15 protein-coding genes and 2 CRISPR repeat arrays are annotated in these 22,835 nt (G+C 38.4%); of the genes, 6 read left to right on the forward strand and 9 right to left on the reverse strand.

Features of this window, described 5'->3' with window-relative positions; all coding sequences use genetic code 11:
• Nucleotides 1–250: 250 nt before the first annotated feature.
• Together H6G06_RS08525 and H6G06_RS08530 are read right to left on the reverse strand one after the other, a co-directional pair.
• Nucleotides 251–1,039, reverse strand: coding sequence for an LmeA family phospholipid-binding protein (locus H6G06_RS08525; protein ID WP_190559020.1), 789 nt, complete (start codon nucleotides 1,037–1,039; stop codon nucleotides 251–253).
• Nucleotides 1,040–1,781: 742 nt separating this feature from the next.
• Nucleotides 1,782–1,952: a chlorophyll a/b-binding protein gene (locus tag H6G06_RS08530; RefSeq protein WP_096569692.1), complete on the reverse strand. Its 171-nt coding sequence runs from the start codon at nucleotides 1,950–1,952 to the stop codon at nucleotides 1,782–1,784.
• Between the two features lie 324 nt (nucleotides 1,953–2,276).
• Between H6G06_RS08530 and ald the strand changes: the two genes are divergently transcribed.
• The 4 genes from ald to cydB all read left to right on the forward strand — a co-directional run bounded on the left by ald (nucleotide 2,277) and on the right by cydB (nucleotide 10,945).
• Nucleotides 2,277–3,368: an alanine dehydrogenase gene (gene ald, locus H6G06_RS08535; protein ID WP_190559022.1), complete on the forward strand. Its 1,092-nt coding sequence runs from the start codon at nucleotides 2,277–2,279 to the stop codon at nucleotides 3,366–3,368.
• A 242-nt stretch (nucleotides 3,369–3,610) separates the two neighbouring features.
• A CRISPR array of direct repeats spans nucleotides 3,611–4,971; the repeat unit is 37 nt; unit sequence ATTGCAATTAACAATAATCCCTATGAGGGATTGAAAC.
• Nucleotides 4,972–5,459: 488 nt separating this feature from the next.
• Nucleotides 5,460–8,315, forward strand: coding sequence for a PAS domain-containing protein (locus H6G06_RS08540; protein WP_242039635.1), 2,856 nt, complete (start codon nucleotides 5,460–5,462; stop codon nucleotides 8,313–8,315).
• Between the two features lie 162 nt (nucleotides 8,316–8,477).
• Nucleotides 8,478–9,923 carry a cytochrome ubiquinol oxidase subunit I gene (locus tag H6G06_RS08545; RefSeq protein ID WP_190559024.1) on the forward strand — a complete coding sequence of 482 codons (1,446 nt, stop codon included), beginning with the start codon at nucleotides 8,478–8,480 and terminating at the stop codon, nucleotides 9,921–9,923.
• Between the two features lie 8 nt (nucleotides 9,924–9,931).
• Nucleotides 9,932–10,945 (forward strand): cytochrome d ubiquinol oxidase subunit II, encoded by a 1,014-nt coding sequence (gene cydB, locus H6G06_RS08550; RefSeq protein ID WP_190559025.1) that lies wholly within the window; start codon nucleotides 9,932–9,934, stop codon nucleotides 10,943–10,945.
• Between the two features lie 243 nt (nucleotides 10,946–11,188).
• A CRISPR array of direct repeats spans nucleotides 11,189–11,953; the repeat unit is 38 nt; unit sequence AATTGCAATTTCCTTTACTCCCTATTAGGGATTGAAAC.
• Nucleotides 11,954–12,159: 206 nt separating this feature from the next.
• Here cydB and H6G06_RS08555 read toward each other — a convergent pair.
• Nucleotides 12,160–13,218, reverse strand: a complete 1,059-nt coding sequence (locus tag H6G06_RS08555) for a WD40 repeat domain-containing protein (protein ID WP_190559027.1) — start codon at nucleotides 13,216–13,218, stop codon at nucleotides 12,160–12,162.
• Between the two features lie 271 nt (nucleotides 13,219–13,489).
• Here H6G06_RS08555 and H6G06_RS08560 point away from each other — a divergent pair, with 271 nt between their 5' ends.
• On the forward strand, nucleotides 13,490–13,954 hold the full coding sequence (locus tag H6G06_RS08560; RefSeq protein ID WP_190559029.1) for a hypothetical protein: 465 nt from the start codon (nucleotides 13,490–13,492) through the stop codon (nucleotides 13,952–13,954).
• 106 nt (nucleotides 13,955–14,060) lie between these two features.
• Here the strand turns inward: H6G06_RS08560 and H6G06_RS08565 are convergent, their stop codons facing one another.
• The 3 genes from H6G06_RS08565 to H6G06_RS08575 form a co-directional block, all read right to left on the reverse strand.
• Nucleotides 14,061–14,459 (reverse strand): nuclear transport factor 2 family protein, encoded by a 399-nt coding sequence (locus H6G06_RS08565; RefSeq protein ID WP_190559031.1) that lies wholly within the window; start codon nucleotides 14,457–14,459, stop codon nucleotides 14,061–14,063.
• A 440-nt stretch (nucleotides 14,460–14,899) separates the two neighbouring features.
• Entirely contained in the window at nucleotides 14,900–15,907 is a 1,008-nt protein-coding gene (locus H6G06_RS08570) for a zinc-binding dehydrogenase (protein WP_190559033.1), read from the reverse strand.
• Nucleotides 15,908–16,099: 192 nt separating this feature from the next.
• On the reverse strand, nucleotides 16,100–16,894 hold the full coding sequence (locus H6G06_RS08575) for an aspartyl/asparaginyl beta-hydroxylase domain-containing protein (RefSeq protein WP_190559035.1): 795 nt from the start codon (nucleotides 16,892–16,894) through the stop codon (nucleotides 16,100–16,102).
• Nucleotides 16,895–17,026: 132 nt separating this feature from the next.
• Here H6G06_RS08575 and H6G06_RS08580 point away from each other — a divergent pair, with 132 nt between their 5' ends.
• Nucleotides 17,027–18,505, forward strand: coding sequence for an amidohydrolase family protein (locus H6G06_RS08580; RefSeq protein ID WP_190559037.1), 1,479 nt, complete (start codon nucleotides 17,027–17,029; stop codon nucleotides 18,503–18,505).
• An 88-nt stretch (nucleotides 18,506–18,593) separates the two neighbouring features.
• Here H6G06_RS08580 and H6G06_RS08585 read toward each other — a convergent pair whose 3' ends face one another.
• From H6G06_RS08585 to H6G06_RS08595, 3 genes are all read right to left on the reverse strand, one after another.
• Nucleotides 18,594–19,493 carry a DUF4437 domain-containing protein gene (locus H6G06_RS08585; protein WP_190559039.1) on the reverse strand — a complete coding sequence of 300 codons (900 nt, stop codon included), beginning with the start codon at nucleotides 19,491–19,493 and terminating at the stop codon, nucleotides 18,594–18,596.
• An 85-nt stretch (nucleotides 19,494–19,578) separates the two neighbouring features.
• Nucleotides 19,579–20,967, reverse strand: a complete 1,389-nt coding sequence (gene hisS, locus H6G06_RS08590) for a histidine--tRNA ligase (protein ID WP_190559041.1) — start codon at nucleotides 20,965–20,967, stop codon at nucleotides 19,579–19,581.
• Between the two features lie 30 nt (nucleotides 20,968–20,997).
• Nucleotides 20,998–22,386 carry a SpoIIE family protein phosphatase gene (locus H6G06_RS08595; RefSeq protein ID WP_190559043.1) on the reverse strand — a complete coding sequence of 463 codons (1,389 nt, stop codon included), beginning with the start codon at nucleotides 22,384–22,386 and terminating at the stop codon, nucleotides 20,998–21,000.
• Nucleotides 22,387–22,835: the final 449 nt, after the last annotated feature.

A 22,835-nucleotide genomic window follows, 5' to 3' on the forward strand; every position in this document is an offset into this window, starting at 1 on the left:
ATAGTACAGCATGGCGTAAGCCATAATCCACGCTTCGCTAGAGCCATATTTTTATCTTCAACTTTGTACCTCCTTAACTGGCAATCAACTATAATAACTATAATAAATTTCCATAATTTTTTATTGGTTTGACAAGAATTTTTATTGATTATAAATTACTATAGGACTCCTGTTTCATTTTTGAACACACACAATAGATATACATCTACCTTCTTTCTTCCCTATTCCCTGCCTAAATGAGTAGTAAAAATCAAATCAAATTGCTAGAGTGTGAATCTTCATAAGCAGAAAGTAATGTTTCCGCTGAGGGAATTTGCTTGACCTGAGCTTCAAGTATCAGGATCAACTTACCCTTTTGGACTTGCATCTCGTTGATAGAAAATACCATATCTTCCCACTCCAAGTATGGTAAATTGATAATTTCTTTAACTTTTTGCATAGCAGCTGCAATTAATTCTACTCTGAGTCCTTCTCCTTCGGTACAGCGAAAACTCTCCAGCATGGGAGGTTTTATTCGAGTGCGGGGATGAGCGATCGCATGATAACCTAAGATGTGACTATTCCCCTCCTCTTTAAGCAGAATTTTGCCTTTAAATTCTAGTATGTCCTCAGCGGGTAAATATACCTGCATTTCTTGTGGTTCAAACCTGACACTTTTTCCATCTACATTTAACTTGAATTTATGTACTAAGCTACGAATCATGTCTGAACTTAAAGCTGAGTTAATATCTGCTTCTTCCATGACAACACGAGCAATAGCATTTACTGGTTCATCGAGTTGAATCTGCCCCAATATCGCACTTAAAGGATTGACAGCAATGCTATCTGTTTGTACTTTAATTTCTTGGATACGGATTTTTTCTTTAATCACTAATCCTTGACCAGCAAAAGAAACACCATCTAGTTGTCCCTGAATTATTTTACCAATATCTGTTTGTACCTCTACATCTATTTGTTCTGCTTCATCTAACTCTTCAGATAACCTTCTTTCCGCTGCCTGAGATAAGAATTTCTCTTCAAACTTTGGTTGTTCAGGCATAAGATTTTTTACTCTCCCAATGTGCTATTACTGGTTAATGTATACTCTAAATCATCAATAGAGTATCTATAGTCAGACATAAATCCATTGGTAGATTTAAGAAATCGTAGAATTCAGAAGTCAGACCAATTCAGTTAAGAATCTCTAGGAGATATATTCCTAACTTCTCCAGGACTTACGCAAAATCATGAAAAAATGTAGACCAAAGGGCGTGCTGCAGGCTTACCGCAAAGGACGCAAAGGACGCAAAGGACGCGAAGAAATAAGAGTTTCAGAGAGTTAGTGCGTAAGTCCTATTCTCAAAGAATTTGGCGATCCTGATCTTAGTGTTTAAAGAAAAAGTTTAAATTCATCCAGTTAAAAAGAATTGAATTAATGTAAGTTCTGCACATCATCTGAAGAGTAATCCGCCATTACTAAACCGTCTTTAGTTGCTGCGTTAACTTCTAGATTCCCATGCTCATTAAAGTGGATATCTTATCTTCCGATGTAAATACCCAAGTTAGTAGTTTCTCATTTAGTTTTTGAGTAAAAATAACTTTCATATCAATTTCCGGTTGTAAATAAGCTAGATTTTTTAATAACCAATATATTGTTTCTGGCTCTATTTCAATAATTTGGTTGATGGCTGTGATGAGAATTTGGTTAATTTAGTGATTTTGGCAATCTCCCGCTAACCTAACAGTGCAGCGGGAGAGGATGTCAATAGCTTACAGCTGAAACTGTAGGCTTGCGGTGGTAACTACTTCAAACCCAACCAGGCAAGTACACCTTGATTAGTGACATATTCAATCACCACCATTAAGATAAAGCCAATCATAGCCGCACGTCCGTTTAAACGTTCGGCATATTCGTTAAAACCAAACTTGGGTTCTTCTAGTTTGGGGGTAACAGTTGGTTGTGGTTGTGTCATAATCAAAAATTCCTCTCTCTCATGATGGTGGTCAGCAAACAAAACTTAACAGTTTTTTGTGAAATAAATATTGATGGAGATTGAGCTTGAGATTCCCACAGCAGTCTCTTGCAGAGAGCGATGTAAACTCTTTCTTTACAATTTTTAATCTTTCTTTATCTATTGTAGGAATAGTTTCATATTAGTCAAGAGATCAGTGATTGCCTTTGGCACTGCGCTACGCGCAATCGCTAAATTTGCAATTTTGAATTACTGAATACGGACGTAGTGGGATAAATACTGGCAGTCTAGGGTGAATCCAAAATTATTAGAGGCTATAAATAAATGGAAATCGGCGTTCCTAAAGAAACTAAAGATCAAGAATTTCGGGTTGGTTTGAGTCCTTCTAGTGTGCGGGTACTATCGGAAAGTGGTCATACTGTCTTTGTGGAAACACAGGCGGGTACTGGTGCTGGATTTACGGATAATGATTACTCTAGTGCGGGCGCAGAAATTGTTGACACAGCAGAAGCGGCTTGGAATCGGGAGATGGTTGTCAAGGTTAAAGAACCCTTGAAAACAGAGTATAAGTTATTGCAGAAAAACCAGTTATTATTTACTTATTTGCACTTAGCCGCTGATCGGCAATTAACAGAACATTTGATTGATTCTGGCACTTGTGCGATCGCTTACGAAACCGTAGAACAGCCAGGTGCAAACAGACTCCCCTTGCTTACCCCCATGAGCATTATCGCAGGTCGGTTAGCAGTGCAGTTTGGTGCAAGATTCCTGGAACGTCAGCAAGGTGGTAGAGGCGTACTTTTAGGGGGTGTACCTGGAGTTAAACCTGGTAAAGTGGTCATCTTAGGCGGTGGCGTTGTGGGGACTGAAGCGGCTAAAATTGCTGTGGGCATGGGCGCAGGGGTACAAATTTTAGATGTCAACGTTGAACGCCTATCTTATTTAGAAACCCTATTTGGTTCTAGAGTGGAACTACTTTACAGTAATTCTGCCCATATTGAAGCCGCAGTTAAAGAAGCTGACTTACTCATCGGTGCAGTTTTAATACCCGGCAAGAAAGCGCCTATTTTAGTATCTCGTGAATTGGTTAAACAAATGCGTCCCGGTTCTGTAATTGTGGATGTTGCTGTTGACCAAGGTGGATGTGTAGAAACATTACACCCCACATCCCACACGAGTCCAGTATATATTGATGAGGGAGTAGTACATTATGGCGTTCCCAATATGCCAGGGGCAGTACCTTGGACATCAACTCAAGCACTTAATAACAGTACATTACCCTATGTTGTGCAGTTAGCTAATTTGGGAATTAAAGCCTTAGATGCTAACCCAGCTTTAGGTAAAGGTTTGAATGTCAAAAATCATCGTTTAGTACATCCGGCTGTACTAGAAGTTTTTCCTGACTTGGGTAAATAGGTAAGTTGCCTTGATAGCGCGAGGGGGTGGGTGTAAAAAATGGGTGTTGTCAAAAAATGGCGGTATCCCTTGATAGGCTTGACTTTGGGGCTATTCATATTTTCCAACCCCTCGCGCACCTTACACAGACTGGGTTTCAGCGTTTTTTGCTCTTGACACGATCTCTGAAATGGACTATGATGAAGTCGCTCGCGCAATCGAACCTTGAAAACTAAATATACTAAGGGTTTCAGCCTTCCGCTATTGCAATTAACAATAATCCCTATGAGGGATTGAAACTTCCAAATCGTAAAATCAAATATTACCGAAGAAAAATTGCAATTAACAATAATCCCTATGAGGGATTGAAACCACGGCTTAATTCCTCTGCCCCATCGAACAGATAGAATTGCAATTAACAATAATCCCTATGAGGGATTGAAACTATCAAGAATATGCTGACCAATTGGAAACGACCTTTAGCGAATTGCAATTAACAATAATCCCTATGAGGGATTGAAACATGGCAATTGCAAAGGAAGCGATAATACTCAACTGAGGGAATTGCAATTAACAATAATCCCTATGAGGGATTGAAACAGGAGAATAAATTAATCCCAATTTGCAGAGACAAATTGCAATTAACAATAATCCCTATGAGGGATTGAAACTTTTCAAATATTTCCGATATTCTTGAAGACTATAATATTGCAATTAACAATAATCCCTATGAGGGATTGAAACAGGCTCAGGAATGGCTTGGCATTACTACAGTAGGATTTATATTGCAATTAACAATAATCCCTATGAGGGATTGAAACCCTAAGGACTATTCTCCTGGCTCTCCTTTGCCTTGGAAATTGCAATTAACAATAATCCCTATGAGGGATTGAAACCTCAAACTTCCACCACTGCTACTGGGCCATGGAATTGCAATTAACAATAATCCCTATGAGGGATTGAAACGGATGATGTAGAGCAACAACTAAGGTTAGCAGAGGATTGCAATTAACAATAATCCCTATGAGGGATTGAAACTTTTCTGTTTTACCCAATGCGATCGCTAGTTGAGATTGCAATTAACAATAATCCCTATGAGGGATTGAAACCCAAGAAGATAGATGGTGCGTTTGCTTCTTCTATCTGAAGCAGGATTGCAATTAACAATAATCCCTATGAGGGATTGAAACTGCATTGAATTTCAATTGAGCTACTTTTATAGATCCATTGCAATTAACAATAATCCCTATGAGGGATTGAAACCACCTTGATCAGAACCTTCCTCATCTACCTCATAAAAATTGCAATTAACAATAATCCCTATGAGGGATTGAAACTTTTACCGGAACTTTGCCGGGTAGCACTGCCGGGGATTGCAATTAACAATAATCCCTATGAGGGATTGAAACTCAATCTGATGGAAGCGATCGCAGATTCTAGGCAAATTGCAATTAACAATAATCCCTATGAGGGATTGAAACCAGGATTGGTAGTAAATCCCCCGATTACCTAATCTATTGCAATTAACAATAATCCCTATGAGGGATTGAAACACTGTAAGACTTGTTGCAGCCGCAGCCGCATTGGATTGCAATTAACAATAATCTCTATGAGGGATTGAAACTGAAAAGCTTTAATTATAATCCTGTAAATCCTTAAATCCTGGAAATCCTGATTCAGACAAATAAAAATAATCTATGAGGAAATTTCATTTATAATCCTGGAAATCCTTGAATCCTGGAAATCCTGATATGGCTAACGCCACGCTACGCTATCAGACAACTCAAAATAATTATATTAGTAAATGCGGGTTTTAAAGCCTCTCTCCCCCACGGGGAGAGATTTGTATCGGTGTAACATCTGACGGATACACAGATGAAAGCTGCTGTCGTTTTTTTGACATTGAGCTACTTATCAAAAAAATGGAATTGATAAATTTTTTCTGTAAAGTCATGCCGATAGCTTTTAATATAGGAAGAGGAGAGGTTGTATTGCTTTACATTCGTCTGTGCATCGGCAAACATAAAAAACGCTATATTTAGCCTTTCTCATTTGAATATATACAATACATTCTACATTTCCCTGAAACATGGGTTTTTGTGAATGTTTTAAATGATCAACAATATTTTGCCAATTGTGTCCATTTCTGAAGCGATATTTTATAATTCCTGTGACCTACTGTGTTTTACGGGCTTAGATAGTTACTTTAAACAAGTGAACCCCGCTTTTAGTAGAACCTTGGGTTACTCAAGCAAAGAACTTATCACTTGCCCGTTGATTGATTTTATTCATCCAGATGACCAAACTGCGACCAACGCAGAAATCAATAAACTAAACATAGGTATACCTAGCACTGACTTTGAAAATCGCTTTCGGTGTAAAGATGGCTCTTACAAATGGTTATCTTGGACGGCAACGCTGATTGTGGAAACAGAATTGGTCTATCTTGTAGGAAGAGATATTAGTAATTATAAAAAACAGGAGCTAGAGGCGCAAGCTTTAGAATGCACAGTTTGCCCTGAAACTCAAGTCTTATTATCCAAGCAAAACTATATTTTAGAACTGATTGCTACAGGCAAATCTCAGTCTGAGGTGCTAGAAACTTTAGCTCAGTCAATAGAGGCACAGTTAGGAGAAGTTTGTTGTTCTATCATGTTACTAGATGATTCAGGCACAAAGTTGTATCCTGCTGTAACTTCTAGCCTACCAAAACAATATACTCAGGGAATAGAGCAAGGCGTTCCTGTAGGTGCAGAAATAGGTAGTTGTGGTACATCTGCGTATACCAAACAAACAGTAATTGTCTCAGACATTGCCAACGATGTTAAATGGGTAAAATATCGTGATTTGGCACTGGCTAACAACCTGAAAGCTTGTTGGTCTACGCCGATTGTTGACAGTCAGGGTAATGTTTTGGGAACCTTTGCGCTGTACTATCCCAAACTTCGTAGTCCTGAAGAATTTGAGCAGCAACTGATTGAAAGAGCATCTCACTTAGCAGGTGTAGCAATTGAGCGTCAAAGATCGCAACGGGCTTTACAACAAAGTGAATATCAATTGCGGTTGCTAACAGAAACTATACCCCAGCAGATATGGACAGCAGAGCCTGATGGTCAGGTTGATTATTATAACCAGCGGTGGTACGATTTCACAGGCAAAATGGTTGAAGAAATTCAAATTCAGGGCTGGGATAAAATAGTTCATCCTGAAGATTTGCCACGGGTACAAGAAAGGTGGGCTAAATCGGTACAAACCGGCTGCGAATATGAGGTAGAGACTCGGATCATCTCTGGAAGTGGGGAGTACCGTTGGATTTTGGGACAGGCACGTCCTTTGCGTAATCAACAAGGACAGATTATTAAGTGGTATGGTACTAATACTGATATCACAGAGCATATTCAAGCCAGGGAAGCTTTAATAAAAAGCGAGTTAAACTTCCGCACTTTGGCAGATACTATGCCGCAAATAGTCTGGACTGCTCAACCAGATGGTTGGGTAGACTACTACAACCAACGCTGGTTCGAGTATATAGATATGACTTTGGAGGAAACTCAAGGTTGGGGTTGGCCAGCTGTACTGCATCCCGATGATGTGCAGTTGTGTGTGGATATTTGGAGTGAGTCGGTTCGCACAGGTAAAGATTATCAAGTTGAGTATCGCTTTCGTCGCGCTAGTGATGGGCAATATCGCTGGCATCTGGGTCGAGCTTTTCCTCTACGTAATGAGCAGGGGAAGATTATCAAATGGTTTGGTTCCTGTACTGATATTGACGACCAAAAGCGGGCAGTGCAAGATTTGCAGAAGGCTCTACAAGAAAAACAAGCGGCTTGTGAAGCAGCTGAAACAGCAAATCGCGTGAAAGATGAGTTTCTAGCTGTCCTTTCCCACGAACTCCGTACCCCGCTTAATCCGATCCTGGGGTGGTCTCAACTTTTGAAAACAGGAAAACTCAGCAAAGCTCAGACCCAGGAAGCCTTAAAAACTATTGAGCGCAATGCAAAATTACAGATTGATTTGATTGAAGATTTGCTGGATGTGTCCCGCATTTTGCGTGGTAAGCTGACTCTGAATGTGACTACAGTTGATCTGGCAGATGTAATTTATGCAGTATTAGAAACTGTGAGTTTAGCTGCTTCTGCTAAAGGAATTATTGTTCAAACCCAATTTAAGCAGAACATAGGGAAGGTTAGAGGTGATCCGGCTCGCTTGCAACAAATTTGCTGGAATCTTTTGTCTAATGCGATTAAGTTTACACCTCAAGGCGGACGGGTGGAAGTACGGCTAGAGCAATTTGGTTCAATGGCTCAAATTACAGTTAGTGATCAGGGTAAAGGTATTAGCCGTGATTTTCTACCTTATGTATTTGAACACTTTCGGCAAGAGGATAGCTCAACGACGAGAAAATTTGGCGGTCTAGGGTTGGGACTGGCAATAGTCCGCCATTTGGTAGAGTTACACGGTGGCACTGTTGAGGCCGATAGTCCAGGAGAAGGAAAGGGGGCAACTTTGACAGTGAAACTACCGTTGATATGTTCTCAACCAGTGATAGTTCAAGATGCTGAATGTGATTGTGATCATGTAACTTTAAATTTAAGGGGGATGAAAATTTTAGTTGTGGATGATGATGCTGATTCGCTGGATTTAGTGAAATTTGTGCTGGAATTGTATGAAGCAACAGTGACAACGGCAGTATCAGCGTTAGAAGCATTGCAAATTTGGGTGCAGTCAAAGCCTGATGTTTTGGTGAGTGATATTGGAATGCCGGAGATGGATGGTTATGAATTATTACGCCAAATTCGGCTTTTGTCGCCAGAAATGGGTGGAAAAATTCCGGCAGTTGCGCTGACTGCATTTGCTGGGGAGTATGACCAAAAACAGGCGATCGCTGCTGGCTTTCAAATGCACATTCCCAAACCAGTAAACCCGGATACTTTAGCAGCTGCTGTTGCTCAGTTGGCAGGAAGTTGAAGCAGAGTGCAGGGGGTTAAAGAGAAGATATTTTCGCGTCTTATCCTTCTTTGTTGCATACAAGTTGCATATAGTATTGAATTTAATATTTTTAATTCAATAAACACTTATTTCTATTCACCCTATATCCTAGAAAGGGTGGTTGACTTATGGAGAAAATTCGTGGAATTTTTATCCGATTCTGTTGTGTTATCACGGATGCAATTCGCATTCACTGCAATTTTTCATATCCTTTGGCCTGTCCTGACTACGGGGATGGGCATTTACTTAGTTATAATTGAGGGCGTGTGGCTAAGAACTCGTAACCCAGATTATTACTTACACGCTCGTTTTTGGTCTAAATTCTATGTTCTCAATTTTGGTATTGGTGTAGCCACTGGTATCCCCATGGAATTTCAATTTGGCACAAATTGGTCTCCTTTTTCAGAAGCGGTAGGCAATTTTTTTGGCAGTGTTATCGGCTTTGAAGCGTCCTGGGCATTTATGCTAGAAGCTGCCTTTTTGGGAATTATGCTTTTTGGTTGGGAGCGTGTCAACCCAGCAATTCACTATCTTTCCACAATTTTGGTAGCTGTTGGTGCTAACCTGTCAACATTGTGGATTTTAACTGCTAATTCTTGGATGCAAACCCCCGCAGGTGGAGAATTAGTTAATGGTAAATTTGTGGTTCATGATTATTTTCAAGCAATTTTAAATCCCTTCATGGTTAACAGTGTGCTGCATATGTTTTTTGCCACACTGGAAACATCTTTATTTGTGATTGGGGGAATTAGTGCTTGGTATATTTTGCAAAGACGAAATACAGCTTTCTTTTCTAAGTCTTTAAAAATAACTTTAGCAGCTGCGATCGCTGTTGCTCCACTACAAATATACATTGGACATCTCAGCGGTGAACAAGTTTATCACTATCAACCCACAAAACTAGCCGCAATGGAAGCGCAATGGGAATCTTCACCTGCGGGAAAACCTGCTGACTGGAGTTTATTAGCTATTCCCAACGCAAAAGCCGAGAAAAACGACTGGGAAATTACCATTCCCAATGCACTAGGTTACATTCTCGAATTTAAACAAAATCTTTCTCAACCGCTACGAGGTTTAAAAGAGTGGAAACCAGAAGATAGACCAAAAATGGTAGGTTTAATTTATTATGCCTTCCGCATCATGATTGGCATTGGTTTTTTCTTTGCTGGATTAATGTTATTAAGTACCCTGCAATGGTTACGAGGTAAACTTTCAGCCGACAATATTAGTCAGCAACGTTGGTTAATGTGGGGTTGGGTTTTCGCTGCACCTTTAGGCTATATTGCTGTTGAGTCAGGTTGGATAGTTCGCTGTGTGGGAAGACAACCTTGGGTACTTTATGGACAAATACGCACAGCAGATGGAGCTTCTAATTTACCTGCTAGTAATGTGTTAGTTTCCCTGTCTGCTTTTGCTATAGTTTACAGCGTTTTATTTATTGCTGCTTTGTATTTTGGTAGTCGCATTATTCGCACCGGGCCAAATCTTGATTTACCAATTCCTGGTGTAGAAATTACCAAACCCGCAGTAGATACCACACCTGCGGAATTTGTCCCCGATGAACGTCCTGTAGAAGCACAACAGTAGGAAATTCTATGGAGACGTTAACATATTTTCTGCCTCAAGTTTGGTTTGTGATTTTAGGTTTATTTCTCTTTCTCTACGTCATGTTAGATGGTTTTGATTTGGGAGTGGGAATATTATCTTTGACATCTTCCGATGAAGAACGTCGCGGACTTTTGATGACAAGTTTAAGTAATATTTGGGATGCCAATGAAACTTGGTTAGTTCTCATGGCTGGGGGTTTATTTGGTGCATTTCCTCTGGCTTATGGTACGATTTTAAATGCTTTGTATATCCCGATTTTAACAATGGTATTTGGCTTTATCTTTCGGGGTGTAGCCTTTGAATTTCGGGAATTATCCCAACGTAAATTGTTTTGGAATTTTGCTTTTGGTGCGGGAAGTTTTACGGCTGCACTCGGTCAAGGTTTTGCTTTGGGTGCAGTTTTAAAAGGTATTAATGTTGATGAAACTGGGCATTTTATCGGTAGCACTTGGGACTGGTTAAGTTTACCTTCTGTGTTGGTGGCATTAACTTTAATTCAAGGTTATGTTTTAATTGGTTCTACATATTTAGTTTGGAAAACCACGGGAGAATTACAAGAGACTCATTATAAAACCGCGAAACTTGCAGCTTGGACAACTTTAGTCGGTGCAGTTTTGATTACAATTACCACACCGATAATTTATGAAGGTGCAAGGATGCGGTTGTTTCAACAGCCGTTAGTTTATATTTTTGCAGTTATTCCTGTTTTGGGAGTGTGGTTAATTTGGCAACTTTTACAAAGTTTAAACCGCAAGGAAGAACGCGCACCTTTTGTTTGGACTATTTTATTGTTTGTGCTTACATTTCTGGGTTTGGGTTTAATTGTTTTCCCCTATATTATCCCCAGGCAAATTACAATTTATGAAGCATCTGCTGATCCTAGTTCTTTGGTAATCATGATCATTTTTATTGGGTTTCTAATTCCGGTGATGTTGTTTTACAATATTTATCAATATATTGTCTTTCGGGGTAAGGTGACTGGTGGTGAGTATGGGGAATAGTTGACAACCAGCCTTTTTGCGCGGATGGGTGGGTGTTAAAAATCAAGAAGCTGAAAAAATGCCTGTATCTCTTGATAGACTTGGTTTTGAGGCTGTTAATGTTATTCACCCATCCGCGCACCTTACCCAGACTGGGTTTCAGCGATTTTCACTGTTGACACAATTTCTGTAATGGACTATGATCATGATGCTCGCGCAACTGAACCTTGAAAACCAAATACAGATAAGCTTTCGGGATGCCGCTATTGCAATTTCCTTTACTCCCTATTAGGGATTGAAACAAGGAAGGGGGGAGAGTGCCAATAATCTACGGCGTGGTAATTGCAATTTCCTTTACTCCCTATTAGGGATTGAAACGGTCTAAGGATGATTTGAAAAATATTGATAAAACTTATTGCAATTTCCTTTACTCCCTATTAGGGATTGAAACATTTAATTCTGATGAATTAGCAGCAATGCTGCGATCGCTAATTGCAATTTCCTTTACTCCCTATTAGGGATTGAAACATTGCAAGAATCTTTTGATGGGTATGGTATTTCCAATTGCAATTTCCTTTACTCCCTATTAGGGATTGAAACTGTGGTGAGAAGGATTGAAAAACCAAGCTTTTAAAAATTGCAATTTCCTTTACTCCCTATTAGGGATTGAAACTGGGTAATAATCGGGCCCCCACATTCAGACTTGGAATTGCAATTTCCTTTACTCCCTATTAGGGATTGAAACCGGGATATCGCCGTTAATATGGCTTCTGAGTTCAAATTGCAATTTCCTTTACTCCCTATTAGGGATTGAAACTTTATCCTCTTTGGTTTCCGTAAGACTCATTAATTGCAATTTCCTTTACTCCCTATTAGGGATTGAAACCCACCTGAGTGATCAAGATGACGCTATTCGCGAAAATTGCAATTTCCTTTACTCCCTATTAGGGATTGAAACAACTTGATCTAAATATTGAAAGCTGCACAATAAAATTGCAATTTCCTTTACTCCCTATTAGGGATTGAAACTAAGACTGTTTCAGACATCGGAAACGTAAAACTTAAAGTTATCTCGTTCCCAGTCTCTGACTGGGAATGCTATCACAGAGGCTCTGCCTCTACTATCATTGAAGGCAGAGCCTTCTAGAATGCATTCCCATACAGAGTATGGGAACGAGAAGAAAACAACTTCAAATAATTTCACCTGTCACCTGTCACCTGTCACCTGTCACCTACTATAATTGCCAAACCTTAATTGACTTATCACCACTACCACTAATTAAAGTTTTACCATCTTTACTCACAGCCAACGCATAAATACCCCCAGCATGACCTTCAATAGTGCGGATTAACTTCCCAGTTTTTAAATCAAAAATACTAATTTTTCGACCTAACCCACCAGTAATAAAACTTTTTCCATCAGGAGTGAGAGCAACAGCATTAATGCTACCAAGTTCAGCAGTAAAATTGTGAACAACCTTCCCAGTTTTGAGATTCCAAACCTTTACATTCTTGCCATCAGTTTGCTGAATTGACTGATGAAAATCGTTATAACCACCATTAATTAAAGTTTGTCCATCGGCACTAATAGCGAGAGATATCACACTGGAAGCTCGTTGAGAATCAAACATGGGATTTTTCGGTTTTGGTGGTACTAAATTAGCAATTAATTTTCTGGTGCGAAGATTCCAGCGTTTAATAGTTCCATCTTCATTACCACTAATTAAATTTCTCCCATCTGGACTAATGACTACAGCAGTAGCAAAAACCTTAAAACTATGAACCAATTTACCATTACTCAAATTCCATAATCTTAAAGTTTTGTCATAACTGCCACTAGCTAAAGTTTTACCATCTGGACTAATAGCTATAGAAATTACTGATGCGGAATGTCCGGTAAGATTACGATTTAATTTTCCAGTTTCTACATTCCAAAGTTTAATAGTATTGTCAAGACTGCTACTAGCTAAAGTTCTACCATCTGGAGTAAAAACCAGAGATGTTACCCTTTCTGTATGTCCTGAGAGAGTGCGGAGTAATTCCCCAGTTTTGAGATTCCAGAGTTTAATAGTTTTATCATCACCACTACTAGCTAAAGTCTGTCCATCGGGACTAATAACTATGGTGCGGAGAGGTGCAGTGTGTCCAGATAGGGTCAGAATAGCTTGAGTAACTTGGGTAGTGCTGACTTTATTCTCAGCTATAGAAGGATGTAGAGGAACAGCATTGAAAAAAGTTGATGCTGTCAATGTTGCTGCTGTGAGAATTTGCCAAAATCTAGGTTTTACTATCATCTTCATTTAGCCAGGAAAATCGTGTAAGATTTTTATGTAAGGTTTGATTCAATCCCATACCTGTCTGTTCCGCAAAATTGGTTTGTATAGCTTAGGTGTAAAGTTTTTGTCTATTAATCCTAGTCCTAATCTCTGTATGACGAGATAAAAGCTCAACATAAGTATTTTTTATAATTCCCTCCTATTAATGAATTGCTAAGAGGATGTTTGAAAAATGCAGAAATTAAGAGATGATAGAATTAAGAGTTATTAGAGGATGATAATTTCACCCATGAATAAAATATTAGATGAAACCTTATCTCAACAAGTTGCAGAAAGCATCAAAAGTAAAGCTAAAAAGCCTTTTGAAAATGCTTACAAAGCAGCTTTAGTTACTGAAGGTGCAAGGTATGTTCAAGGCTTTATAGTGTTTACTGGTCAGCCCTATAAACCTGTTGAACATGGTTGGATTGAATTGGATGATGTGATTATTGATCCCACCTTCCCTTATTTACAAAAGAACCATAGAAACATTTGGTATTTTCCCGCACAAAGTCTGACTGTCAAAAAGCTAAAAGCGATTATTGATGAATCAAAAGAAGATTATCCAGAAGATGATCCTCTACCAATCTACGGTGAAGCACCTTATGATTATTATGGGGATTTAATGTTAGGTGATCATGAATATTTAGCAGCTTATCAAGCGGCTGAAGTTAAATGTCGAGAAATTAATGGCTTAGAAGCTGAAAAAAATTAAGATTAAATATAGCAATTTTCAAGAATTCAGGAGTCAGGAGTTAGGAAAAGTTAACCTTCCACCTCTTGCCTCTTGCCTTTTTCCACTGATAACTAACCTTGTTGGGTTAATAAGATTTACCATCGCTGCCAAAGTATTCTCTGTAGCTGCAAATTTTGTCACCGCGCACGTCAAAGGCAACTGCAACCCGATTTTTATAAAGTTCTCCAAATAATTTTCCCTCATCCCGAAATTCAAAGATAACGGTTTTTTCGTTGCTAGTAATGCTATCTACAGAAGTGAGCTTGATTCCTGCTTTAAAAGCTTCAGAAACATATTCAAAAAACTCTTTTGCTCGTTCTTTACCTGTATTTAAGCCGTGAAATTTTCCCATGGGAAACCAAAAGGTAAAATCATCTGTGAGCATATCTAAAAAATCTTGCCAGTTACCAGTTTCTAACCCATTTGTAAAATACTCAAATGCCAGTTGAGCTACTTTTAAAGTGTTTTCTAATGTGTTTGTCATGTATTTTATTTTTCAAAGTATTGAGAAGAATGGGGACAGCTGTATTCAAGCAGAGAATAGCTTATGAACCTGATATTACCATGAAGGGCGACTAGGAAAAATACTGTTAGAAAGCTTGTGTAAGTAGGTGGGTAGGATAGTTTATAACTATGTCATTGCTAACGAAGTGTATCCCTGACGGGAACCACAGGCTTTAGCGATCGCAAGGGTTTCGAGCATTTTACATTTCGTTATATAGTTAGATTTATTTGAGCTTACCTACTTAGCAGTATATTCAATTTTTGAAGAGGTAAAAGAAGCGATCGCAGTTCCGTCGTGATAGTTGTGCGATCGCCCTAATTAATTGACACCTAGCCAAAGGAATCAATTTTAAAGATTATATTTCTGATCCTGCTAATATTGGATGTAGTGCTATACCCATCAGGTGTGTCACCCCACATTTAAAATTTAACAACTACTTTGCCACAATTTTTCCCACTAAGCAGGTGTTGGACGGCATCAGGTATGGATTCTAAGCCGTTAAATTCTGTTGGGTTAACTACAACTTTAATTTTACCAGTGTAGAACAGATTGAGTAAGCGATCGCGTGCCTCTGGAATATATTCTTGATAATGTGGCATCAAAAAACCACGCACAGATGCACCTTTCCAAAATAGTTGATGATAGATGCGGGTAGTGGTAATTTTTTCGGGAATTTTTCCATATTCAGAGATAAAACCTACCACCACCAAACGTCCCCGCACTGCTAAATTTTCTAAGCAAGTATCAAAAACTTTTTTACCCACACAATCAAAAATCAAATTTATTCCTTTGGGGTATTCTTGCTTCAGGACTTGGTTGAGGTTTTCTGTACGATAATTGATAATGTGATTACATCCCAATTCTTTTAATAATTGCGCTTTTTTTTCAGAACCACAAACACCAATGACACGATTACTCGCTAACTTTGCTAACTGTACAGCAATATGACCAGTTCCCCCTGCTGCTGCTGTCACTAAAACCACTTCATCAGTTGTCATTTCTCCCGCTTGTTCCAAAGCGACTAAAGCTGATATACCTGTAGGCATTAATGTTAAAATCTCTGGTGTTGCTTCCCGCACTTTAATAGCTAAGTTGGCATCAATAACCTGATATTCTCGATAACCACCACCACGCACATTCGTAACAACAGCATCTCCAACTTGGAAATCTTTGATATCGTCTCCCACTGCGACAACTTCCCCCACCGCTTCCACACCCAAATCAAACGGGGGAGTTAAATTCACATAAGGAACTTCACCCCGACACAATAAAGTGTCAAAACCACCATTAACACCAGCAAATTTGTTTTTAATTAGAAGTTGATTAACAGCAGGTTCAACAATAGGAACTTCGATAATTTCAAGGGCTGATTTAAAATCTTGATTCAGTTGTTTTGCTATTAACTTTCTGTAGGTTTTTGTGTTCATTTTTGAATTTTACTTTTCTTTTAATCTGATAAGACTTACGCACAAGTTAGGGAATAACTAACCGCAGAGGCGCAGAGAAAGCCGAGAAAAGAGGTTTGGAGAGATATTTTGCGTAATTCCTGTTTTAATTCATTCTTGGCTTAGTTAAAAAAATCATAGATAGATATGGAAGATATGGAAAATATATCAAGCTTACAAGGATTTATCCCACTCTAATTGATGAGCTAAACCATACTTAATAAAATCTTCTTCTTGAGCTTTATCGCTCTTACCAAAAACACCTAAACTGTAAGGATTATCTTCCATACGTTGTGCAACTTGCTCTTGTTCAAATTGGATCACTTCCTCTCTAGGTTGATCCGGTTTAAAAAAGTCTACAACTAAAACCGTTCTATCGTAATTAGTGTAATTATGTGGACAATGTGGATAGCTATGATCTAAAACCATGAATTTTCCCTCATGCCAACAAAGCTTTTCATGGCATATTTTCATAGCCACATCACCCTCTGGCACAATTAAACCTAAATAACCACGATTTGTATGATGGTTATAGTTAACATGAAGCTTGATATCCAAACCTGGAAGGAATGTTCCAAAATACACATTTCTGAATATGTTATCATTATTTAAGTTAATTTGTGCTATTACATGAGCCAAATTAGTAAAATATTTTTCTCTTAAAATAAATGCTTTTTCGGATGCTTCATTTGTCTCATAATTAGGATATTTTATTTGATGTAATTGAATATATTCTTCAATAAACAAACCTTGGAATAGAATGCCAAAAGCACTATATTTTGAATTACCTTTGGTTTTAATGGTTTTGCTTTTAGGACCTAATACATCATAAGTAAATTTCAACTCATCCTCTGATGCCTGATTAATAAATCTGGTAAACTCATCTCTAATTCCTAGCCAGTTATCTTGAAAAGGCTTGAGAAAAGGAAAATCCTCTGGATTCAGATGATACTCATTAAAACTTTCCATTAGCTTTTCTCCTGAAGATGAATAAAAACTGTTACATAGTCATGGATTTTAGCTTGGCTTCCGGTAAAATGTTGAAATACCTGAATAACCCAGAACTTTAGCTTCTGTACTCATTTTAGTGTGAGGTCTACTGTGTCTGAACCTCCTGTATTAGATAAAATTATCAAAAATGTGCGCGTAGTTCGTCCCCATAATGACGCTGTGGAACTACTTGATTTAGGGATTAAAGATGGAAAATTTGCCCAGATTGCCCCTCATATTAGCCCAGACCAAGGCATAGAGGTATTTGATACCAAAAACCTTTTGGGCTTTCCTGGGGTCGTGGATGCCCATATGCACATTGGTATTTATCAACCCCTAGACCAAGATGCGGTGACTGAAAGCAAAGCAGCTGCGATGGGAGGAGTAACTACTAGCCTCAATTACATTCGGACAGGACAATATTATCTCAACAAAGGCGGTTCCTACCGGGATTTTTTTCCAGAAGTATTGGCGTTATCCGCAGGTAATTTTTTTGTTGATTACAGTTATCACGTTGCACCTATAGCTAGTCAACATATCGACGAAATACCTCTACTGTTTGCAGAACATGGGGTAACTTCATTTAAAATTTTCATGTTTTATGGCGGCTATGGGTTGCATGGTTTGTCAGACCAGCAAAACCTCTTTTTGATGATAAATAAAGAGGAACGGTACGACTTCGCCCATTTTGAATTTATTATGCGCCGTCTAACTCAATTGATGGCAGAACATCCAGAAGCACGAGATACTATTAGCTTAAGTTTGCATTGCGAAATTGCAGAAATTCTCAACGCCTATACCAAAATCGTTGAAAACGATTCTAGCCTTAGCGGACTACACGCTTATAGTGCAGCACGTCCTCCTCATTCAGAAGGGTTAGCAATTTGTATTGCTTCTTATTTGGCACATGAAACTAACTGTGCAAATATCAACTTATTACATCTGAGTTCGCGTAAAGCAATGGAAGCAGCTTTAACTATGCAAACTGCTTTTCCTCACATCAATTTTCGGCGAGAAGTTACCGTGGGACATTTATTATTAGACGTTGATACTCCTAATGGTACTTGGGCAAAAGTAAACCCTCCTATTCGTCCTCGTGCTGATGTGGAATATTTATGGCAAGCGGTATTAAATAATCAAGTAGATTGGATAGTTAGTGACCATGCTTGCTGTTCTGCGGAACAAAAAAGAAGTGCGACACACCCTAATAATATTTGGTTGGCAAAGTCCGGTTTTGGAGGTACAGAATATTTACTTTCCGGTGTATTAAGTGAAGGTAGTAAGCGGGGAATGTCTTACAATCTCATGGCTAAGTTGCTATCTTGGAACCCATCACGACGCTTTGGGTTATTAACAAAAGGCGATATTGCTATTGGTTATGATGCTGATTTGGTATTGGTAGACCCCGATGAAAATTTTGTGGTGTGTGCTGCTAAGTCGGAATCTCAACAAGGTTACACACCTTTTGAAGGTATGGAGTTAACAGGAAGGGTGAAAAGCACGTTTTTGCGAGGAAATCTTATCTACAATAATGGACAAGTTTTGGGTTCACCTCATGGGCGTTATTTAAAGAGATTTTCTGGTAAATGAATTACTTTTTTATATCTCACGCAGAGGCGCAGAGTTGCAGAGAGTTTAAATGAGATTTAGTGAAAATTTAAAAGGAATTGGTGTTAGATTAATTTCCATTTGCATAAGATAAAACTGTACCTACTTTTGATAAATCTCTATCAATTCTGACAAAAAATAAGCCCCCATCATCTGTGATATGTCTAGGAAGAGTGCTAAAACTGGGACAATAACAATAGTAATCCTGAATCAAATGATCATTTCCTATGTCCAAATATCCACCTAAAATGTAATCTTCTTCATTGTATGCTTGAACCATTTGATTTATTCCATCATAATGTGGTAATATAGCCAGTAACCACACTCCTCCACCGTTAGCATCTCTTCGCAAATATTTCTTTTTTGCAACTTCAAATTGAACTGTATCGGTTTTGCCCCAAGGTAATAATTTACTATCCAAAATGGGAATAAATTCATTTAACCTAGCATCTGGATGATTATTTTCTAGGTTCTTGTATTGTGCTGAACCGTTTTCCATCCACAGAATTTCTACATCTTCATTACCTAATACTTGCCAATCTCCTAATTTCACTCCTGCGGGAATAAAAGAATAGCAATGTTTAGTTAGTTTCCATTCACCTATTTGAATTGTACCTTTTAAAATAAACAGTTCTAAATCTGCTGTAAATATACCCGATGGTGCTTGAAATTGGGATGGTAAAATAACTCTGGAAGTAGACGCACCGCAATTATGCCAAGTTAGTAGTTTTCGACTTCCAGATTTTACGTTATTTGGCATTCCTTTGATGAGCCATTTTTTTTCTTCTGCTATACTATTTGTGTCAAAAAATTGATATTTTCGCGGTACATATTCTGGAGAAATAGCGGTTTTTCTGCCAGATAAATTCATTCTTCCTCTACCATCTCCACCCCAGTCTTCTTTAATGATTGGTACATTTAATAATATTGCTGTTTCTGCTGAATTTGTAGAATAATGTTGATTGTCCATAGATTGAAAAAAACTATTTCAAGTGGTTTCTAATTATATCAGGCAAATCATAGCCCCCTCCTCGCTTGCAGGGAGGGGTTCTGGATTACACAAGCCTCCGTTTAACTTCCTCAGCTAAATCTGCTAAAGCTACCTCTATTTGTTCACCTGATTTCAAATCCTTCAATGATGATTTTTCTGCTGCGGCTTCATCAGCACCAATAATCACACAAAATCTAATTCCTTGTTTATCTGCTGCTTGAAATTGTTTACCTAAAGGACGTTTTTCAAAGTTAGTCACAACATTAATTCCGGCTTGACGCAATTGCTGTGATACCTTTAAATAAACAGGCATTAAATCCTCTTGCATATTCACTACCACAACTTGGGTAGGTGTCGCAGATAAGGTATTAAGAATACCCGCTTTTAACAATCGACTAATTAACCGAGTTAAACCAATGGAAATGCCTACACCAGGCATTTTTTCACCCAAAAACATCCCCACCAATTCTTCATATCTGCCACCAGAACAGATACTACCTAAGGCTTCATGTCCTATTAAAGTAGTTTCGTAAACAGTCCCAGTATAGTAATTTAAACCACGAGCAATAGATAAATCAATACAGAAACGTTTATCAGTAACCCCTAAATCTCTTACTCCATTAATTACAGTTTCTAATTCACTAACTCCTAGATTAAATTCCTCGGCTTCTGGTAAATTTACAGCTAGGTATTTGAGTTTATCTAAAACATCATCTCTGCTACCATCAATTTTAATAAACTCAATAATTTTTTCAGTTTGTTCGGAAGAAATACCTTCTTTCTCTAACTCTAATTTAACTTTCGCTTCCCCAATTTTTTCCAAATTATCAATTATGCCAATACAAGCTTTAATTTGGTTTTCTGCAACTCCTACAGACTGAAAGAAACCTGTGAGAATTTTTCTGTTATTGATGCGAATGACAAAATCACCAATATTAATTGCTTCAAATATTTCGGTGATAATTGCTGGCATTTGGGCATCATATAGTAAACTGAGTTTACCACGAGCAACAACATCAATATCACATTGACGAAACTGCCGAAAACGTCCATCTTTAGCTCGTTCTCCCCGAAAAACCATATCCATTTGATAACGAGCAAAGGGAAAGGTTAATTCATTTAAATGACGCGCAATATAAGCCGCAAAGGGAACAGTTTGATCAAATTTTAAAGCCCTTGCTTCTGAACCAGTTTCGCCAGATTTATCTTTTTCGGCTTGGCGATTTGGTGGTAAAATTGGCTCAATACCATATATTATATTATCTCCTTGATTTCCCTTAGCTTGCAGCACTTCTAACCTTTCTACTGCTGGGGTTTCAATAGGTGTAAAACCATAGCTTTCAAAGACGCGACGGATTATATCTAATAGATGTACTTCTAAACGCTTTTCGCTGGGCAGAAATTCTGGAAAACCGCTAGGGGTAGAAAAATTAATTTTGTCACTTTTTGCCATGCTTTTACCTTGCCGAATTAATAATTATAGCTATTCACAAATTTGTAAAATCACCAACGTCATATCATCCGTATTTTGCCTATCAGGACCGATGAATTCCTGAACTTTATCAAACAAATAATCGACTATTTCCTGTGGTCCGTTGCAATAACGACAGGCTGCATTAAATGAAGTAACAAAATTATCTTCATCAAAGCGATCGCCACTAGCTGCCGCCGCATCTGTCAACCCATCTGTATAATAAATAACAGTGTCACCTGGTTCTAATAGTGCTTCCCCATCTTCATATTGACTATTAGCATCCAAACCAATCAGCATCCCCAAAGTATCCAATCGGCTCACGGTTTTAGTAGCTGCGTGCCACCACAGAGGAGGATTATGTGCAGCATTACTATAAGATAAAACCCGCGTTTTTGGGTCATATTCTGAATAAAACATGGTGACAAAGCGGTGGGAATTTTCCAAATCCGCATACATCACACGATTCAAATTTTGCAGAATTCCCGCAGCAGAATTACCATGTAATACTTCACCTCTGAGCATTCCCCGCAACATTGTCATAATTAAACCAGCAGGAACACCTTTACCCATCACATCGCCAATTACCAAAGCCCAACGAGCATCTTCAGCACTACTATTATTATTCGACTTTAACTGATTATTATTTGTGGGAATAAAATCATAATAATCTCCACCCACACGATTAGCCGGTTTACAACGTGCTGCCAACACTGCACCAGGAAGACTAGGACATTGACGCGGTAAAAGTCGGCGTTGAATTTCTGCCCCAATTTCTAATTCTTGATCTAAGCGTTCTTTTTTTCTCAGTTCTACCGCTAATTCATCATTTTCAATCGCTACCGCTGTTTGATCTGCAACCAACCTCACTAATTTTTGTCTAGTTTCTGTCCAACTATAATCTGGATCACGGCTTAAAACATAAAGCCATCCCCGTTCTGTATGCTTAACTAAAATCGCCGTACCAAAAATCTGTACATCTGGACCCAAATAGCGATGCATCTGATCATCCAAAATCCCTGTGGTTGCGGTTAGCGGCGCAGAATTGGGTAAAAGTGTAATTTGACTGCTGGCATTTTCTAGGGCTTTGCGAATATTTTTCCGTTGTTGGCTATCTTGCCAATGTAACTGTTCTAACCTGATTTGACCATTAGGTTTATAGAGAAACAGGGCGCTACCATCAGCATCGGTAACTCTGGTAGCCATGAGTGGAATCAGTTCCAAAAACTGATTCAAATTATTGAAGCTTCTCAGGGCAAATCCTAAAGAACTGAGCAAATCTTGAATTTTGTTCTGTTCCCGATGCAGCCTGGCCACAAGTTCTTTCAGTGCCACAACTGGAGTGACATCTGTCGTGGCACTAGTATTAATTTCAGTGGAGTGAGAAGGAACTTGAGACACAGGTAAATATACTATTGCATTTGATATTAACTGATGGCAGATTTATGATTTATGATCAATCCTTTTTATTTGGTATTGCTCAATCATATTCGACAAGATTAGCCATTTTAGCAAGAGTAGAAAGACTGATGATGTAATTTTGAGCAGTATTGGATTTGCTGGTTGGATTTTTTGCCATTTATTTATGAGTTTCCAGTTATGTATTTATCAATTAAACCGTTAATTAATCCTGTCCAGGATAAATCAGTAATTTTGTTAACGCTACAGACGGCTTACAATTTTTTCATGACTGAGTTAGTAATTCATATATCTTGGGAAATAAAGCTTTATCGTTATTAGAGTCATTCCTTACACCTACAGCGTAAGTCTTTAGAGTTTTTGATTAGTGGATTTTAGACTGGTTTGTTGATCAGCTGCTACTAGAGTGAGAGAAAAAAGATTTATCATCA

The sequence above is a fragment of the Anabaena sphaerica FACHB-251 genome, assembly GCF_014696825.1.
GTDB lineage: Bacteria > Cyanobacteriota > Cyanobacteriia > Cyanobacteriales > Nostocaceae > RDYJ01.

Coding starts and splice junctions, on each gene's coding strand:
- H6G06_RS08525 (WP_190559020.1), bottom strand. CDS start 1,039: ATGCCTGAACAACCAAAGTTTGAAGAGAAATTCTTATCTCAGGCAGCG.
- H6G06_RS08530 (WP_096569692.1), bottom strand. CDS start 1,952: ATGACACAACCACAACCAACTGTTACCCCCAAACTAGAAGAACCCAAG.
- ald (WP_190559022.1), top strand. CDS start 2,277: ATGGAAATCGGCGTTCCTAAAGAAACTAAAGATCAAGAATTTCGGGTT.
- H6G06_RS08540 (WP_242039635.1), top strand. CDS start 5,460: ATGATCAACAATATTTTGCCAATTGTGTCCATTTCTGAAGCGATATTT.
- cydB (WP_190559025.1), top strand. CDS start 9,932: ATGGAGACGTTAACATATTTTCTGCCTCAAGTTTGGTTTGTGATTTTA.
- H6G06_RS08555 (WP_190559027.1), bottom strand. CDS start 13,218: ATGATAGTAAAACCTAGATTTTGGCAAATTCTCACAGCAGCAACATTG.
- H6G06_RS08560 (WP_190559029.1), top strand. CDS start 13,490: ATGAATAAAATATTAGATGAAACCTTATCTCAACAAGTTGCAGAAAGC.
- H6G06_RS08565 (WP_190559031.1), bottom strand. CDS start 14,459: ATGACAAACACATTAGAAAACACTTTAAAAGTAGCTCAACTGGCATTT.
- H6G06_RS08570 (WP_190559033.1), bottom strand. CDS start 15,907: ATGAACACAAAAACCTACAGAAAGTTAATAGCAAAACAACTGAATCAA.
- H6G06_RS08575 (WP_190559035.1), bottom strand. CDS start 16,894: ATGGAAAGTTTTAATGAGTATCATCTGAATCCAGAGGATTTTCCTTTT.
- H6G06_RS08585 (WP_190559039.1), bottom strand. CDS start 19,493: ATGGACAATCAACATTATTCTACAAATTCAGCAGAAACAGCAATATTA.
- hisS (WP_190559041.1), bottom strand. CDS start 20,967: ATGGCAAAAAGTGACAAAATTAATTTTTCTACCCCTAGCGGTTTTCCA.